Below are 17,447 nucleotides of genomic sequence, written 5' to 3' on the forward strand. Positions count from 1 at the left end.
GGACTCGCGACCTCCCTTTGGTTCCATGAACGACTGCAAACTCAAAGTAGACGCGGCGGACTTCCGCGGTGACTTCGGGCACCGGCCCTTCCGCCTTCAGCACGCGCTGGCGGACCATCCACTCTTCCAGGTGGAGCGGCTGATCGAACTGTCCAAGGCTCTTCCTCCCGAACGCGTCGAGTGGAACGCCGGCTCCGTGCCGCTCGTGATCGATCCCAAGGATACGCCCAGCAACGGCCTGACCGCCGAGGAGACCATCCGTCGGATCGCCGAGTGTGGGTCGTGGCTCGTGCTCAAGCACGTGCAGCTGGACGACGCGTACCGCGAACTCCTCGTCTCCTGCATCGATGAACTCTCCCCGATGCTGCGCGAACTCGGCCATGAGCCGTTCCGCCCGCAGGGGTTCATCTTCGTCTCGTCGCCGGGTGCCGTCACGCCCTTCCACATCGATCCGGAGAACAACTTTCTGATCCAGGTGCGTGGCCAGAAGACCATGTACACCCACGATCGCGAGGATCGGACGATGCTCAGCGACGAGGATCGCGAGCGCTTTGCCGCAGGCGGGCACCGGAACCTGCGCGCCGACGAGGCCAGCCTGGCCCATGCTGAGACGTTCGTGCTGAAGCCCGGCGACGGGCTGCACGTGCCGCTCCATACGCCGCACTTCGTGAGGAACGGCGAGGGGGTCTCCATCTCCTTCAGCGTGACGTTCCAGACGCGCGCTTCTGACGCGGAGCACGGCGTGCTTTGGTGCAATCACAAGCTTCGACGGATCGGATTGAGACCGCGGCCCTATGGCGTATCGCCCGGTATCGATCGTCTGAAGCACGGCGTTTTCGGGGGCTTACGCGGTCTCAAACGTCTTCTGTGATGCGTGGCCGAAGCGCGTGAGCGGCGTGCTTGCCTGAATTCGGCGTCAGACGAGCGCAGACTCGCCTATCCAGCCAGGAGAGGAGTGATTAGGCTTCCGTCCTGCGCAGGGATCTCCCCGCGCAGCCTCGGAGTCCCCTGCCGTCGCCTCACTCCCTCTCCTCGCCACGTCGCCCGGAATTCCAGGGCGAGAACCTTTGAGCAGTCCATCGTCCGGTGGCCTGACCGTCACCCTGATCGGCGCTGACGGAGCAGGCAAGTCCACCGTCGCGCGCGCCCTCCGAGCGCGTTCGTCGCGTAAGGTCACCTATGTCTACATGGGGGCCAATCCGGAGGCTGCGACGCACATGCTGTTCACGACGCGGCTCTGGCTCCTGGGCAAGCGCGTGGTCGGCGGCAGGAAGCACGTCTCCGGACCTCCGGACCTGGACTCGCTGCGCAAGCGGCCGGCGAGGGCCGCGTCGCGGCTGCGGGGTCACCTGAAGTCTTTGATCAACCTCGGCGTCAACGGCCCGGAAGAGGTTTATCGACAGTGCGTATCGTGGTGGGCAGAGACCCGCGGTCGACTCGTGGTGCAGGATCGCCATCCGCTGCTCGACTACTACGCATCCGACGTGCTCGGACTGCGCGGCTGGCGCCGCGTCGGAGATCGCATCCACGGTTTTCTGATTCGTCGGGTGTACCGCGGACCGGGCCGTGTGCTGCTCCTCGATGCGCCGGCCGAGGTGCTCTTCGCGCGGAAGCCGGAAGGCACGCTTCGCTCGCTGGAAGCGCGCCGCGAAGAGTACCTCGCGCTCCGGGAGGTTATCCCGGATCTGCACGTCATCGACGTGGATCGACCGATCGACGCTGTGCTCGCGCACGTGGGGCGCCTGACGGGGGACCAGGCGACGGCCGAGGAGCGCGAGTACGTCCTCCCGTCGCCGTCCGCGTCCAGGGCCGACGAGCGCGTGGCGCAGCTCGCTAGCGGAAGAAACGCCGAAGTTCAGGGCGTGCTCGACCTTCTCGCCACCCTGGAGGAGACGGGCCATTCTGTCTGGCTCGATCGGGGTTGGGGGGTCGACGCGATCCTCGGATTCACGACTCGCGAGCATCGTGACGTCGATCTCGTGACCACGCCTGGCTCGCTGGGAGCCATGGCGGCTGCCCTGACGGCCGCTGGCTACGTCGAGCCGCAGGATTTTCCACGGGATTCGAGCCCGATGACGTCGGCGGACCGGATCGAACGGATCAGTCCCACGGGTCTCCGCGTGGAGATCCGCGCAACGAGCGAGGCGCTCGAGGACGGCTTCGGCGCGACCGGAAGCCTTGGCGGCGCGGCGGTGCCCTGCGTGGACGCTGCCCGCCAGCTCGGCTGGCGCGTCGGGCGCAAGCTGAACCGCAACGACGTCCAGGCCATCGAGCTGCTGCACGAATCCACCGGCACGCCAGTGCCCCATGAACTTCGACCTCTGGGCAAGGCCCGCGTCAGCTATCGAGCGCGCCGTCTGGCGCGAACGATCGTGACGCTGGGCACGCCCAATGCTCCGACACCCCGCTGGATCAACAGGCTTCGCCAGCGCTGATCGCCCCGTTTTCCTGGCTCTCCAGCTTTTCTCCTCAAGCCTCAGCTTTTCTCCGTGCGTTTTCTTCTCGCCTGCCTGGCCGCCACGGCCGCCCTCTCTTCTTTCGCCGCGGGACAGCGTCTGGCCGCTTCGGCTGCACCTCTGAACGGACCCGAGGGCGACAGCCCCGTCGGGGAACCCGTCATGGTAATGGTGCAGATCAGTGACAGTCAGGCGATCACCGCGGCCGACCGCGCGCGCTTCGAGTTCGTCCTGTCGCACATCGTCGAAGCGGGTGCTCCCGGTGCGCTGATCCCTCGCAGGCCGGACGTGATCCTGTTCCCCGGCGACTACGTGGACGACGACAGCGTGCTGGATCAGTGGACGTCGACGCGCGACACGATCCAGGCGATGATCACGGAGAACGGCTTCCCGCTCATCGGCACCCCCGGCAACCATGACCAGGAAGTCGGCGGGATCGCCAGGTACGAGGAGTACATCGCGGACTCCGGCGTCTGGGACTTCGGGAGCGAGTGGTTCACCGGCCAGAACGGTCCGTCGGGCTTCACCGGATGGAAGGGGCTGCGCTTCATCGGCTACAACGGCTCGAACGGCGCGTGGAACGTGACCAGTCCGTCGGACCTGGCGGACGTCGAGGCGCGTGCAGCCGCGGCCTCCGCGAACTTCGAGAACATCATCCTCGTCGGGCACCACCGGCACAACGAGCGCGGCATGACGCCGATGGTCAACGTGCTGGAGAACTCGAGCTGCATCGGCTACATGCGCGGTCACCTCGATCAGCCAGCGATCGAGGCCGGACTCTCGGGTATCACGAACCCGAACGTTCACGATCTCAACTCGAACTCCGTGATCGACGTCGGAGCGCTCCTCTACTACGAGATCTTCCCGGATCGAATCGAGTCCTACGTCCTCTCGCTGGCGTTCGGTCCGACGGAGCTACCGGAGCCGCAGACCATCTGGCTGCAGCATCCGATGGTCCCGGTGGTCCCGGTGGCGCCGCTGGCGAGCTTCAGCGCGAGCGAGGTGGCCGGCGCGGCGCCGCTGAACGTCGAGTTCACCGATACGTCGACGGGGCCTGCGACGGAGTGGCTTTGGGACTTCGGCGACGGCGCGCAGTCCACGTACAAGAATCCCGACCACACCTACGTCCTGCCAGGCGTGTACACCGTCACGCTGACGGCGTCCAACGGCTCGGGGAGCGACGTCGTCGTTCGGACGAACCTGATCGATGTCTCCGGCTCCGTCCCGGAGAGCACCTTCGTGGCGACGGCCGACGCCATGGTGAAGTCGAGTTCGGCCAACCGGAACTATGGCACCGATCCCGAGCTGCGGGTTCGCGAGGGTGAAGTCGAGTACCGGAGCTTCCTGCGCTTCGACGTCGACGGGATCGGCTCGCGGCCGATCACCGGCGCCTTCCTCCGACTCCAGGTCACCGACTCGAGCGTCGACGGAGGCTCCGTCACGCTGGTCGAGGACGACTGGGAGGAGAGTTCGGTGACGTACGCGACCGCGCCGGCGGCGATCGGTGGCGTGCTCGATGCGGTCGGGTCCGTGGCCGTTGGCACCTTCGTGGAGTTCGACGTCTCGGCGGGCGTGCTCGGCGAGGGCGTGGTGAGCTTCGGACTCGCGAACGGCTCTTCCGACAGCGCCCTCTTCTCCAGCCGTGAAGGCTCGGTCCCGCCGGAGCTCATCGTCACGCTCGGGGCCCCGATGGCGCCCACGGTGGCGTTCTCGGCGAACGCGGTGACCGGTACGTCGCCGATGTCGGTGAACTTCACCGATGAGTCGACGGGTGGCGCTGTCGTCTGGAACTGGAGCTTCGGCGACGGGGGCACTTCGGTGGCCCAGAACCCGATGCACACCTACATGGCGCCCGGGACGTACTCCGTGACGCTGACGGCGATCAGCGAGGGCGGAACGGGGTCCCTCACCCGCACGGACCTGATCACGGTCGCGCCGCCGATCGTTCCCACGGCCGCGTTCTCGTCGGCGCCGCCCCGCGGTCGCGCACCGCTGGAGGTGACGTTCACCGACGAGTCGGAGGGCAACCCGACCGCCTGGCTCTGGGACTTCGGGGATGGGGCGACTTCGACCTCGCGCAACCCCGTCCACGTGTACACGCAGCCGGGGTCCCACACGGTCACCCTGACCGTTTCGACGACCGCTGGATTGGACGTTCTCGTCAAGCCTGGCGCTGTCTTCGTCCAGCCGGAGATCCCCACGGCCACCTTCGAGCCGGTGGCGGATGCGCGCGTTCGCTCGAACTCGCCGAACAACAACTACGGCTTCAGCGACTACCTCCAGGTCCGTGGCGGCGGAACCGAGTACCGGAGCTACCTGCAGTTCGACGTGACCGGCATCGGCGCGAACCCCGTTTCCTCGGCGGTCCTGCGGCTCTTCGTGACCGATGGCACGCCGGTGGGTGGCACGGTGTATTCGGTCGGCTCTGGCTGGACCGAAGGCGGGATCACCTACGCGAACGCACCGGCTACGATCGGCGGCCCGATCGGTTCGATCGGTGACATCACGGGCGGGCTCTGGGTCGAGATCGACGTGACGGCTGCCATCACGGGGGAGGGGCTACACTCCTTCGCGCTCCTGGAAGGCTCGACGAACAGCGCGCTCTATTCGAGCCGCGAGGGCTACCAGGCACCCCAGCTGGTGCTGACGCTCGACACCGTCACCACGGCCACGACGATCTCCGTCGCCGATGGTCAGGTCAAGTCGTCGAACCCAACGACGAACTACGGCGATCTCGACACGCTGCGGATCCGCGGTGGCAGCCCCTCCTACGCGTCCTACCTTCGGTTCGACGTCGCGGGTGTCGGTGGATCGTTCGTCGACACCGCCACGCTTCGCCTGTTCTCCGAGGACGGAAGTCGCTCAGGGGGCGAGGTCTACTTCGCGGCGAGCCCGTGGGACGAGCAGGGCCTCACCTCGGGGAACGCGCCTTCGCTCGTCGGTGCGGCGGTCGCCGCCGCCGACCAGGCGATCAGCGGCGGATGGACGGAGTACGACCTGACCGGGGCCGTGCTCGGGGACGGAACTCTCTGGCTCGCCGTGGTGAGCAGCTCGACGGATAGCGCCATCTTCTCCAGTCGAGAAGGCGGGAACCCGCCCGAGCTAGTTCTGGCCCTTCGATAGCGACCCGGACCGGAGCACGGGGGTCACCGCATAGTGCCCTTTCGAGTCCGGTCCCAGGCCTGCCTGGACGCGGCCGAGGACAGGATCCACGGCGCTGGAAGGCAGGATGACCTCGATTCGCATACGCGGCACGAAGCCGACGACCAGATCGATCGCGTTCGCGTTGGCTTCCGACGGGTTCCGCGTGCTGTGTCCCTCGCAGCGGGTGAGCGTGAATCCGCTCACTTCCGGTGACGCGCGCAGCGCATCGATGACCACGTACTCCTCGGCGGGGTGCAGGTAGAGCGTGAGGCAGTTCATCGGGTTCTCCATCGGATTCTCCAGCTGGGTTTCCATCAGGCGAGTGCTCCAGCGGTGGGCCTGGCGCTGCTGCGGCGTTCGATGGATGCGTAGAGAGCGGGTAGCACCACCAGGGTGATGATCGTCGAGGTGATGAGACCGCCGACGACGACGACGGCGAGCGGACGCTGGACCTCGGAGCCCGGGCCGGTCGCCACGAGGATGGGAAGCAGGCCGAGCGCCGTCGTCACCGCGGTCATGAGCACGGGGCGAAGGCGGCGGGCCGAGCCCTGACGCACCGCTTCTTCTAGCGGCGTGCCGCCGTCCCGAAGCTGGTTGAAGTAGCTGACCATCACGATGCCGTTGAGCAGCGCGGTGCCGAGGAGCGTGATGAAGCCGACGGACGCGGGGACCGACATGTAGAGGCCGCTGAAGTAGAGAGCCGCGACCCCGCCGATCACGGCGAACGGGATATTCGCCAGGATCAGGAATGCCTGCCGCAGCGATCGGAACGTGCTGAAGAGGATCAAGAAGATGAGGCCCAGTGCGAGGGGAATCACCATCGCGAGGCGTCCTGCCGCGCGCTGCTGATTCTCGAACTGGCCGCCAAACTCGACGAAGTAGCCGGGCGGCATGGGGATCTCGGCGGCGATCTTGCGCTTGAGTTCCTCCACGAAACCGACGATGTCGCGACCGTCGACGTTCGCCTGGATGACGACGTTCCGCATGCTGTTCTCGTGGCCGAGCTGGACCGGGCCGTCGACCTCGAGGATCTCGGCGATGGAACTCAGCAGCACCTTGGAGCCCACGGGGGTATCGACGAGCAGGGAGCGCAGGCTCTCGACGCTGTCGCGGCTGGTCTCCTGGTAGCGGATCATCACCGGCGTTCTGCGGGCGCCTTCGATCACCTGGGTCACCTGCTGGCCCGCGACGGCGGCTTCGATCAGCTGGTTCACGTCCTCGACACGCAGCCCCAGCCGGGCCATGGCCGTGTGGTCCATGTTGATCTCGAGGTACGTTTGACCGCTGAGGCGCGCCCGCTTCACGTCGACGCCGCCGGGGGTCGTCGCGATCGCGGACTCGATCCGCTCCGAGAGGCTGTTGAGCTCCGCAAGGTCGGTCCCGAAGAGCTTCACGGCGAGCTGCGCCGTCACGCCGGTCATCATCTCGGACGTCCGCATCTCGATGGGCTGCGTGAAGCCGAAGGAGACGCCGGGGATGGCCTCGAGGTTCTGGCGAAGCTGATCGATGAGTTCTTCTTCGGAGTTGACGGTCCACTCGGACTCGGGGGCCGTCACCAGGTAGTGATCGGACTCGTGCAGACCCATGGGGTCGAGGCGCAGCTCGTCGGATCCGAGGCGCGAGACCACGTGCTGGACCTCGGGGCTCGCCATGATCGCTGCCTGGATGCGTCCGTCCATTTCGATGGAGCGCTCCAGGGAGATGGTCGGGAGCTTCGCCGTCTGCACGACGATCGTTCCTTCCTTCAGGGTGGGGATGAACTCCCCGCCGATCAGGCTGAAGAGGAAGCCCGTTGGAACGAGCAGCAGCATCGGAAGCGTGAACGCCAGCACACGGTGACGGAGAGCCCAGTTCACCAGGGGGGAGTGAATCTTCTTGAGGCGTCGAATCAGCGCGTTCTCGTCGGACCCGCCGGACTTGAGGAGGAGACTCGAAAGCACGGGGATGAGCACGAGGGCAAAGGCCACCGCCACGATCAGTGCGACCACGATCGTCTCGGCGAGCGGCGCGAACATGCGCCCTTCCAGTCCGCTGAGGCTCAGGATCGGCAGGAAGACGATCACGATGATCGCCGTTCCCGAGACCACCGGGGTCGCGACCTCGAGCACGGCCCGATAGATCAGATTGAGCTTCGAGGCGCCGGCGACCGGCTGGCTCAGCTGGCTCTGGATGTTCTCCACGACCACGACCGCCGGATCGACGAGGATCCCGATCGCGATCACGAGTCCGCCGAGCGACATCAGATTGGCCGTCATGCCGAGCGAGTTCATCGCCAGGAACGTGCCGAGGACCGCCATGGGCAGCACGACCGCGACCGTGACGGCGCCGCGCAGGTTGCCCATGAAGACGAGGAGTACGAGCACCACGAGTGCGCAGGCCATGCCGAGCGCGTTGCGCACCATCGTGACCGCGCGGTTGATGAGGTCCGTTCGATCGTAGAACGGAACGACGCTGACGCCGGGCGGGAGGGAGGGCGCGATCTGCGCGAGGGTCTCCTTGACCTTCGATACGGTGATCAGGCTGTTGGCTCCGAGGCGCGTGAGCACGAGGCCCTGGACGTGTTCGCCTTTGGCGTCCTTGGAGACCCCGCCGAAGCGGGTCATCGAGGACACGCGCACGTCCGCCACGTCCGAAACGAGGATCGGGACGCCGCCGCTCTCGGGGTCGTTGCTGCTCGTGCGGATGGAAATGCTCGCCAGATCCTCGATGGACTGGATCTGTCCGATCGTCCGCACGAGGAGCACCTCGTTGTTGCGGACGACGCGATCGCCGCCGGCGTTTCGGTTGCTCTTCTGGATGGCGTCGACGACTTCGTTGATCGAGAGCCCGAAGGCCTGCATCCTGGAGGGCTGGATCTGGACCTCGAACGAGCGAACGAGGCCACCGAGCGCGTTCACCTCGGCCACTCCGTCGACGGACATGAGTCGGGGGCGGACGGTCCAGTCGAGGACCGTGCGGAGTTCCTGGTTGGTGTAGCCCTCGCCCTCGACGGTGAACATGAACGCTTCGCCGAGGGGCGTGGTGATCGGCGCCAGGCCGCCTTGCGCGCCGTCCGGCATGTCGCCCCACACCTGGTTGAGGCGCTCGGTGACCTGCTGGCGAGCCCAGTAGATGTCGGTTCCTTCCTCGAAGTCCACCGTCACGACGGACAGCGCGTACTTCGTGAGGGACCGGAGCATCTCCTTGCGCGGGATGCCCTGCATCTCGATCTCGATCGGGCGGGTGATCCGCTGCTCGACCTCGACCGGGGAAAGGCCCGGCGCCTTCACGATCACCCGCACCTGGGGGACCGAGATGTCGGGGAATGCGTCGATGGGGAGGCGTCCGAACGCCCACAGGCCACCCAGCGCGATCGCGATCGCCGAGACGACGACCAGGATCCGCTGCGTGAGCGCGAACTGAACGAGTCGCTGCATCATTCTTCCATCCCGCCTTCACCGAGCCAGACCGCTTTCAGGAAGAGCGTGTCGCCGATCACGACGCGGTCGCCGGCGTGGAGGTTGCCTTCGATGGCGGCGAAGCCGCCATCGGTGCGCAGTACGGTGATGGGCGTCGCTTCGTACTCTCCCTGCTTCAGCTGCACGAACACCAGGAAGGTCCCCGGCACGTCCGGGTCGGCGACGAGGGCTTCGGTCGGGACCGCGAGGTCGACCAGTTCGCGCTGGACCTCGGCGTCGACGCTGACGAAGAGCCCGGGGCGCCAGGTGCCACCCGGGTTCGGAAGTTCGATTCGCACCAGAGCCGTCTGGCTCGAGGCGTCCACCTCCGGTGCGATGTACATGAGCTGGCTCTCCTGCGAGGCGCCTGCGGCTGCCCAGCGCACGTGCACCGGATTGCCGATCTCCAGAACCGCCAGGTCATGGGCGGGAACGCGCGTGTCGATCCAGACGGTGGAGAGGTCCGCCACCTGGAGGATCCCCTGGCCGGGGCTGACGGCTTCGCCCCTGGAGACGAGTACGTCGATGACCTCGCCGTCCATGGGGGACGTGTACTGGATCTGGCTCAGGGAGCGATCTTCGAAGCCCATCGGGCCCGTGGCCTCCACTCTTCCCGAGGCGTCGGACGAGGACCGACCGCGGAGCCGATCGAGTTCGCCGTCCTCCAGTCCGAGCGAGCGAAGGGCCTGCTCCGCCGTGACGAGGGAGAGGCGCGCCTCCGTCTGGTCCTGCTCCGCGCGCATGTAGCTGTCGCGGGACGTGATCTTCTTGGCCCAGAGGTCGGCTTCGGCGGAGAACATCTTCTCCTTGAAGTCGGCGAGGCTCAAGGCTTCCAGGAAGCGGGCCCGCGCCTGTCCGAGCTCGCGGCTGTCCAGCGTGCAGACCTGGGTGGTGGAGCCCACGCGCTGCCCGACCCTGACGTCGATGTTCCGCACGACTCCCTCGACCTGGGAGACGAGATGGGCGCGCGCGCTCTCCTTGTAGCGAACGACGCCGGGGTATGTCCGCTTGCCGGTGAGGACCTGGGGCCCGACCTCGACGGTTTGCAGGCGCAGGTTCTCCAGGGCGGCTCTTCGAAGCTCGAAACGCGGTGCACGCTCCTCGCCCTCGCTGCCAGCGGATGCCGGGGTTTCGGGCTCGTCGGCACTGCCGCAGGCCAAGCACGGGAGAGTGATCAGCAGGGTGATCAGGAGGCCAGCGGGCTTCCATCGGGGATGGGACGTGGTGGGCGCGATGGCGCGGATGATCTGGTTCATGGCTTCTTGTTCCACACGACTTCCGTGGTGGTCTGGAACAGACGTCCCTTTGGTATGTATGAGCTCCAATCGGCACCTGAGAAGGCGCGTTGACGAAGGCGTAGCCGTGGTCCTCTTGAGGAAACGCGACGCAGCCAGGGCTCGAATGGGGCCATACATGGGAATGGGACTACTGTTCCGGACCACTGAAGGCCTCTCCGAGGAGGCCTTCGAGTTCCGCCCAGGCGGAGTGATGGTCGATCTGTGCCTGACGATGACGGGCGATGAGTTCGAAGTAGGACTTCTGGGCCTCGATGACCTGCAGGAGCTCGAAGCGCCCCTGGGCATAGCCTTCTCTCACGGATTGATAGAGCCACTTCGCGCCGTCGAGGGCGCCGCCCTCGAGTGCGTCCAGCGTGGCGAACGAGTTCGAAAGGGCCCCGTGGATCCGATTCAGCTCACGGTGTGCCTCGCGAAGCGTCGCCTCGCTCTGGTGGATCGACTGGCGCCGCCGCGCGCGTGCGGCCTCGAGGGCACTCAGACCGCCGTTGAAGACCGGGATCGGTATGTCGAATCCGAACGTGGCGGTCCAGTCGTTCGTTTGCTCGCGCCTGCGAAAGCCTGCGAACAGGTCCCAGTCCTGGCGCGTCGAGCTCTCGGCGGATTGAACGGCGGCGCTGCTGATGGCGAGTTCGCTCTCGATCCGTGCGCGGCCCGGGCTGTCCGTCCAGCGGTTGAGCAGTTGCTCCAGCGCGGGCGGAGCCGCCGCCGCGGGCCAGTCGCCCTCGACCCGATCGAACTCGACGCGACCGTCCCAGAGCTGAGCCAGCTGGAGACGGGCTGTTCTCGCGTGGGCCTCCGCTGCCTGGACCTCGAGCCTCGCGTGGGTGGTGAGCAGTGCCAGCTGCTGTTGATCCACGCCGGACGCCTTGCCGGCTTCAACCCGCGACGTGACCGCCTGATAGAACGTCTCGAGTTGCGCGAGGAGGTCGCGCTGGACCTGGAGCTGTTCCTGGGACGACAGCGCGGCGAGGAAACGACCGCGGGCCTCGGAGATCACGGCCTGGCTCCGGACGATGAGGGCGGCCTGGGCAGCGCTTCGCTGCGCCTGGCTGTACTCCTGGCGCGCGGTTCGCTTTCCGCCGCGCTCCAGCGTGTGGGTCACCATCAGCGTCGTCTGTCCGCCGTTGGGTCCGGTGTAGCCGCCGCCACTGGCGCCCGCGTCTTCGACCTGGAGGTTGATCGACGGGTTGGGCCGCAGCCCTGCGGTTTCGATGTCCGAGCTGAGCGCGTCGAGTTCGGCCTGGGCGGCCTTGAGCTCAGGATGGCGGGTGAGCGCCGCCTGGAGCGTGGCTTCCCAGGTCAGCCCGTCCTCGAAGCGAACGGGTGCCGCTTCCGAGCTTTCAGGAACCGTCGCGCCTTGCGGCCGACTCGCCGCGCTCATGGGGCTCTTCGAGGCGCCGTCGCTGCGAACGGCACGCGGTGCCTCCGCTCCGGAACTCGCGCACGCCGACAGGGCGCTCGCACCCAGGAGGACCGGCGCGATCATCGAACCCGAAAGCTCGAAGACTCGAAGCCAGGTAAGCAGAATCGACTTCGATTCGTTGGGTGTGACACACATCATCGAGTGGGAAGTTACAGGGGGCCTGGCGGCGCAGTCACTTACACGCGGGTAATCTACGTTCACCCTGTCGTTCGGTAATAACGACCGATCTTGGCACCTTCGCAGCGTTTCGCGCGAATCAATAGCTGTGGGCGTCGAGGCGTACTTTGCCGCGAAAAGTCCAGTACACGATGCCGGTATACGTGAGGACGAGGGGCATGCCTATGGCCGCGATCAAGAGCATGATCTCCAGCGTCTTCGTGGAAGAGGAAGCATTGAATACCGTGAGGCTATGGCTTTCCGGGATGACGCTGCTTCGCACGAGGTGGGGAAAGAGTCCCACACCGAGAAGGGCCACGAACGACGCGATCATGAGCGAAGACAGCGCAAAGGCCGCCACGTTCTTCTTCGCGTTGTGGGCCACCTTGACTCCGATCACGGCCACGCCGAGCGTCGCCGGCACCGTCCAGAGAATCGGATGCGTCGCCATGTTCTCCAAGGTCGTCGGCGTCTTCCAGAGCGCGAGGCCGGTGGTGACGAGGAAGGTCACGATGAAGTTGATGTAGGCGATTCGGACGCGCGGAAGGACGCGTTGCTGGAGGTCGCCGTGGGTCTTCAGCATGAGGAAGATCGAGCCGTGGAGCGCGAAGAGCGCGACGGCCATCAGTCCCGCGGCGATGGCGAACGGGCTGAGGAGATCGAGGAATCCGCCGGTGTACTCGTGTCGCTCGTCGAGGGCGATCCCGCGCATCGCATTGCCGACTGCGACCCCGAAGAGGAAGGTCACCAGCACCGAGCTTCCGAAGAAGACGTGATCCCACACCGATCGCCAGCGCGCGGTCTCGAGCTTGCTGCGGAACTCGATCGAAACTGCGCGCAGGACGAGCCCGAAGAGAACGAGGAAGAGCGCGTCGTAGAAGGCAGAGAAGATCGTGGCGTAGGCCTCCGGGAACGCCGCGAACAGCGCCCCGCCGAAGGTGACGAGCCATACCTCGTTACCGTCCCAGATCGGGCCGATCGAGTTGAGCACAAGCCGCCGCTCTTCGTCCGTGCGGGCGACGAACGGCTGCATCATGCCGACGCCGAGGTCGAATCCGTCGAGGATCGCGTAGCCGATCAGGAGGACGCCGAGGACCCCGAACCACACGATGCCGAGCGTGTCGTGGGAGAGGCCGGTCCAGCCGACGGAATCGGCCGCGTCGGCGAGCATGGCGAGGGAGAGAGAGCTCATCGGGAGGCTCCTGCGCCAGCAACGAGGTCGATCACAGGGGACGAAGCGCCCTCGAGGATGGGGTCGTCTTCCGGGCCATCGCCCTCGTCCGGACCATGCTCGATCTTCTTGTAGAGCAAGAAGGCCCAGATCGCTCCGAGGAGCAGGTAGAGGAGGCCGAAGAGGATGATCGAACGAAGGACCTGAGAAGAGCGGATCGCGCGGCTGACGCCGTCGGTCGTCGCGAGCCCGGCGATGCGCTCGCCTCCGTCGTCGGTCGCGACGGTCCCGTAAGCGATGAAGCCGTCGGCGTCGCGCAGCAGTGCGCCGCCCGCGTCGTGCTGGACGCTCGGATGGACGATCCAGGGCTGGCGCGCGGTCTCCGCGGCGACCCAGCCGGACTGATTGGCGGCCGCGGCGGGGATCACGGACCAGACGAACACATGGAGGAGCCAGCGGCTCTGGAAGAGCGTGCCGCGACGGAGCTTCCATGCGGCCAAGAGCGTGACCAGCATGAAGAACACCCCGCAGCCGACCATCAGGCGATAGCTGAAGAAGGGGATCAGCGCCTTCGGTCGGTGCTCGGGCCGGTACGAGTCGAGGCCGAGAACCGGTCTCCCGAAGTCTTCATGCACCATGAAGCTGAGCACCCCCGGGATGGTGATGGCGTGACGGAGCGTTTGCGCCTCGTCGTCGGGCCAGCCGAAAAGCGCCAGGCCCGTCCCGCCCTCGGTGGTTTCGTAGTGGCCTTCGAACGCCGCGAGCTTCGCGGGCTGGTGCTCGTAGACGTTCTTCGCCTGGAAGTGCCCGCTGAGGCCAAGTGACAGGGACGAGACGAGGCCGAGGGCCAGCGCCCCGCGGAAGCTGCGCTTCGCGAAATCGAGGTGCCGGTTGCGCAGGAGGTACCACGCGCTCACCGACATCACGAAGAAGGCGCCCATCACGAACGCGCCGAGCCAGACGTGGGTGAGCCGATGGACGGTGGACGGGTTGAACACCATGGCCCAGAAGTCCGTGATCTCTGCTCGCATCATGGTTTCGCCGTCGACGATCCACGGCTCCCCATCGCGCAGGATCGGCACGATGCTGGAGCCAGCGGGCGTCTGCTGCCACGAGTTCGCGATCACGATCCACACGCTGGAGAAGATCGAGCCGAGCGCGACCATCACCGTGGCGAAGAAGTGAAGCCCCGGCGAGATCCGGTCCCAACCGAACACCAGGAGCGCGAGGAAACCTGACTCCAGGAAGAAGGCGAAGATCCCCTCGGCCGCGAGCGCGCTCCCGAAGACGTCGCCCACGAAGCGCGAATAGGTCGCCCAGTTCGTGCCGAACTCGAACTCCATCACGATGCCGGTCGCGACCCCGATCCCGAAGTTGAGCGCGAAAACGCGCGTCCAGAAGCGCGCGGCTCGCTTGAAAGCCTCGTCCTTCGTTCGCAGCCACTGCCCGTCGAGGTAGACGAGGACGATCCCCAGCCCGATCGTGAGCGGCGGAAAGATGTAGTGGAACATGATCGTGAGTGCGAATTGCACCCGCGACAGGAGGACGGTATCCATGGGCGTCAGGTGTCGGTCGTGGCGAGTACGACGGGGGTGCGATCGGCTTTCCCGTACATGTCGAGGAAGCGCTGGATCGCGGGGGTGTCGAAGGTGGCGATCTCCGCCACCCAGCGGGGAGAAACGCTCTGGTAGCAGAGGCGCACTTCGATCTCGAGTTCACCGCTGGCGGGCACCGAATAGGTGACCCGGTCGCTGCCGCTGGCGCTGTTCGCCAGGTAGTCGGCGTCGCCCTCGATGCCGAAGGCTGCGGTGCGCTCGGCGTCGGGGTGCTCCTGGCTCCAGCCGCGCGGGAAGAGTCGGTTGTCGAGGTACCACGAGGCGCCGCGCATGAGGCGGTGGGTGGGCTTGCCTTCGCTGTCGGCCATGACGGCCCGGTAGCAGAGGACCTCGGTGGCCTCGGTGATGCGGTTTCGGTGGGGCTGGATGGGGCCGCCCGCGAACTCGGACGCGAGGGGCTCGCCCGCCGCGTCGACGAGGCGGCCTTCGGCATCGGAGCGCCCGGAAACGAAGACCTCGTTGCCGTCCGCGTCTTTCACGGTGACCTCCAGCCACATGCGGCGGCTCGGGTGGCCGGACGGGAGCTTGTGGCCGCTGAGGTTCGTGACCGTCACGTCGAACTCCGTGCGCCCGTCGACGTTGCGGAGTTCGGACAGCGCGAGGGAGGCGGTGCGGTGCTCCAGCTGGTCGCGCGTGGCCTCGATGGTGGCGTCGAAGGCCTCGGTCGGCGCGGTGACCCCGAGCTCCTCGGCGTTGTCGCGCAGGAGTCCGAGGACGAGCGTATTGCCGCCGACGAAGAGGTGGCGCCCGAAGGGCGTGCGCGCGTCGAGGAACGGGAAGTCGCGGCCGCCCGGGTTGTGGGCGAGGTTCGTTCGGATGGGGCGGCCGTCTGCTCCCGTGCGCGGGACGTGGCAGGACTGGCAGGTCCGCGAGCCGGTCGGAGCGGGAAGGATCTCCTCGCCGTCGGCGGTCTCGTTCGAGAAGGCGGAGTTGCGCCACTCGAGGTAGGGCGTCTGCTCGTGGAAGCCCGGGTGCTCTTCGCCTTCGACGGTCACCGCCGCACCCTTCGCGTCGAGGGGGTGGGTGATGAGCGTATGGCAGCTGCCGCACAGCTTGGAGTTCTCGATGTGGCTTCCGTGGGCCGGCTCCAGGCCCGTATGCATCAGCATCGGGCCTGTGAAGGGTTCTTCGTGGGGGCCGAAGAGGCGCCGCCATGGATCGAGCGCAAAGCCGGCGGTGAAGCTGGCGTCGGTTCCGAGTCCGTCAGGCGACATGCCGTGGCAGATCGTGCAGGAGACGCCGTCCTGGGCGAGCAGTCCGAGTTCGCTCTCGCAGGACAGCACATGGAGCGGATCGTTCGTTCCGTGGTCATCGAGGCCGATGCGCTCCGCCATCGGCGCGTGACACTTCAGGCACTTCGCGGCGATCGCCCCGGCGGCGGCGGGTGCTGCCGCGATCTCCGCGTCCACGGCCGCGCGCCAGAGCGGGTCGCGGCTGGAGTTGGCCATCATGGTGGACCGCCAGAGGTCGTAGGGCGCCACGGAAGCACCGCTGCGGTCGCGCATCGCGGTGGCGTTCGTGGAACTCTCGTGACACAGGGCGCAGCTCTCGGAGTGCTGAACGGCCGGGCCCGGCGCCTCCGAAGTGTCGTCCTGGGGCGCGGCGCTGATCGCACCCTTCACGGATCCTGCGCTCACACTCACCAGGAGGACCCCGGCCAAGAGAGCGACGAAGGGAACGGAGGACTTGGTTTCAGGGCTGGGTCGTTTCATGGTCAAAGGGTCGAGGCCTACACGCCGTACGAAGGAGCGGACCGGGATTCGATCGGGAACCCGCCCGCTTTCCAGGCGTCCATTCCGCCAGCGATATTGCAGGTCGTGGTGACACCCTCGGCCATCAGAAGGCTCAACGCCGTTGAGCTTCGATGTCCGCGCCTGCATATGATCGCGAGTTCGCGACCCATGGGAAGCTCTCCCGCGCGATCCCAGAGCACACTGAGCGGAATGTTTACCGCGCCTACGATGTGCTCGGTCGCGAACTCCGACGGGGTGCGTACATCGACGACCAGAGGAGGCTCCGACTGGTGCAGTCGCCTGTCGATCGTCTCTGGCGAGCATTGGCGGGTGGATTCCACGAGATCGTGGCGCCGGAGGGCGACCTCCATCCCTCCCTCCAGAAAGCCCTCGACGAGATCCAGTCCGATCTGGCGAAGGCGACGCGACGCCTCCTGGGCGTCCTCGGGGCCTGCGACGATCAGGATCGGAATTCCTGGCTCGAGGAGCGCCGCCGCCCACCGGCAGAATTCGTCGTTGAGCACGAGGTTCACCGCGCCTCGCAGATGGGCCCTGGCGAACTCAGCTGCGGGCCGAACGTCGATCAGGAGGGCGCCGCTTCGCCTGCGCTCGAGGAACGTTTCGAGCGCGAGGGCGGCCAGGGGGGCGCTGCCCTGGGAAGAGTCGGCGAGGGGCCTCGGACCCTGGAGGATCAGATGGCCGAGGCGCGCGCGAAGCTTCTCGTAGCCTTCCAGGTGGGCCGAGTCGAAATGGGTCAGGAGGACCTGCTCGATGGTGGCGCCGTGCGCTTCGGCCTCGTCCACATAGCCTTCGATCGTCGCCGGATCCGGGAGCGGGTTCACCACCGAGGCCGTGCCCGCGCCTTGGTCCACCAGAAGGTAGGAGGCGATTTCGTGGGCTTCGGTCTGGAACTGCTTGACGATCATGGTGCGCCTCCCGGACGGAGTGGAGTGGGGATCACGACGGGTCGGTAACAAGCGGCGTACCAGGTGAAGCCAGGGGGTGGATTTGAT

The 17,447-nt window shown here is 66.7% G+C and carries 11 protein-coding genes; 3 read left to right on the top strand and 8 right to left on the bottom strand.

The genetic code is table 11. The features are described from left to right. The first annotated feature begins 25 nt into the window (after nucleotides 1-25). The 3 genes from Poly30_RS03425 to Poly30_RS03435 all read left to right on the top strand — a co-directional run bounded on the left by Poly30_RS03425 (nucleotide 26) and on the right by Poly30_RS03435 (nucleotide 5,579). Nucleotides 26-871: a JmjC domain-containing protein gene (locus tag Poly30_RS03425; protein ID WP_419190905.1), complete on the top strand. Its 846-nt coding sequence runs from the start codon at nucleotides 26-28 to the stop codon at nucleotides 869-871. 196 nt (nucleotides 872-1,067) lie between these two features. Next, complete coding sequence (locus Poly30_RS03430; RefSeq protein ID WP_145194623.1) at nucleotides 1,068-2,435, top strand: nucleotidyltransferase domain-containing protein; 1,368 nt, start codon at nucleotides 1,068-1,070, stop codon at nucleotides 2,433-2,435. Between the two features lie 54 nt (nucleotides 2,436-2,489). Then, nucleotides 2,490-5,579 (top strand): CBM96 family carbohydrate-binding protein, encoded by a 3,090-nt coding sequence (locus Poly30_RS03435; RefSeq protein WP_145194624.1) that lies wholly within the window; start codon nucleotides 2,490-2,492, stop codon nucleotides 5,577-5,579. On the opposite strand, the gene Poly30_RS03440 is transcribed toward Poly30_RS03435, so the two are convergent. The 8 genes from Poly30_RS03440 to Poly30_RS03475 all read right to left on the bottom strand — a co-directional run bounded on the left by Poly30_RS03440 (nucleotide 5,559) and on the right by Poly30_RS03475 (nucleotide 17,360). Continuing rightward, nucleotides 5,559-5,915 (bottom strand): DUF3240 family protein, encoded by a 357-nt coding sequence (locus Poly30_RS03440; protein ID WP_145194625.1) that lies wholly within the window; start codon nucleotides 5,913-5,915, stop codon nucleotides 5,559-5,561. The genes Poly30_RS03435 and Poly30_RS03440 overlap by 21 nt on opposite strands. Further along, a complete protein-coding gene (locus Poly30_RS03445) occupies nucleotides 5,915-9,019 on the bottom strand; it encodes an efflux RND transporter permease subunit (RefSeq protein WP_145194626.1) in 3,105 nt (1,034 codons plus the stop codon). The genes Poly30_RS03440 and Poly30_RS03445 overlap by 1 nt, the downstream gene beginning before the upstream one ends. Continuing rightward, a complete protein-coding gene (locus Poly30_RS03450) occupies nucleotides 9,016-10,293 on the bottom strand; it encodes an efflux RND transporter periplasmic adaptor subunit (protein WP_419190906.1) in 1,278 nt (425 codons plus the stop codon). Before Poly30_RS03450 ends, Poly30_RS03445 begins: the two co-directional genes overlap by 4 nt. A gap of 169 nt (nucleotides 10,294-10,462) precedes the next feature. Next, on the bottom strand, nucleotides 10,463-11,896 hold the full coding sequence (locus Poly30_RS03455) for a TolC family protein (protein ID WP_145194628.1): 1,434 nt from the start codon (nucleotides 11,894-11,896) through the stop codon (nucleotides 10,463-10,465). Nucleotides 11,897-12,014: 118 nt separating this feature from the next. Continuing rightward, nucleotides 12,015-13,106 (bottom strand): cytochrome d ubiquinol oxidase subunit II, encoded by a 1,092-nt coding sequence (cydB, locus tag Poly30_RS03460; protein ID WP_419190907.1) that lies wholly within the window; start codon nucleotides 13,104-13,106, stop codon nucleotides 12,015-12,017. Then, the gene (locus Poly30_RS03465; RefSeq protein WP_145194629.1) at nucleotides 13,103-14,641 is read right to left on the bottom strand and encodes a cytochrome ubiquinol oxidase subunit I; all 1,539 of its coding nucleotides are present in this window, start codon (nucleotides 14,639-14,641) and stop codon (nucleotides 13,103-13,105) included. The genes cydB and Poly30_RS03465 overlap by 4 nt, the downstream gene beginning before the upstream one ends. A gap of 5 nt (nucleotides 14,642-14,646) precedes the next feature. Beyond that, nucleotides 14,647-16,413 carry a multiheme c-type cytochrome gene (locus Poly30_RS03470; RefSeq protein ID WP_145194630.1) on the bottom strand — a complete coding sequence of 589 codons (1,767 nt, stop codon included), beginning with the start codon at nucleotides 16,411-16,413 and terminating at the stop codon, nucleotides 14,647-14,649. 17 nt (nucleotides 16,414-16,430) lie between these two features. Further along, nucleotides 16,431-17,360 (bottom strand): rhodanese-like domain-containing protein, encoded by a 930-nt coding sequence (locus Poly30_RS03475; RefSeq protein ID WP_145194631.1) that lies wholly within the window; start codon nucleotides 17,358-17,360, stop codon nucleotides 16,431-16,433. Between the last annotated feature and the right edge of the window lie 87 nt (nucleotides 17,361-17,447).

The sequence above is a fragment of the Saltatorellus ferox genome (assembly GCA_007751475.1).
GTDB lineage: Bacteria > Planctomycetota > UBA1135 > UBA1135.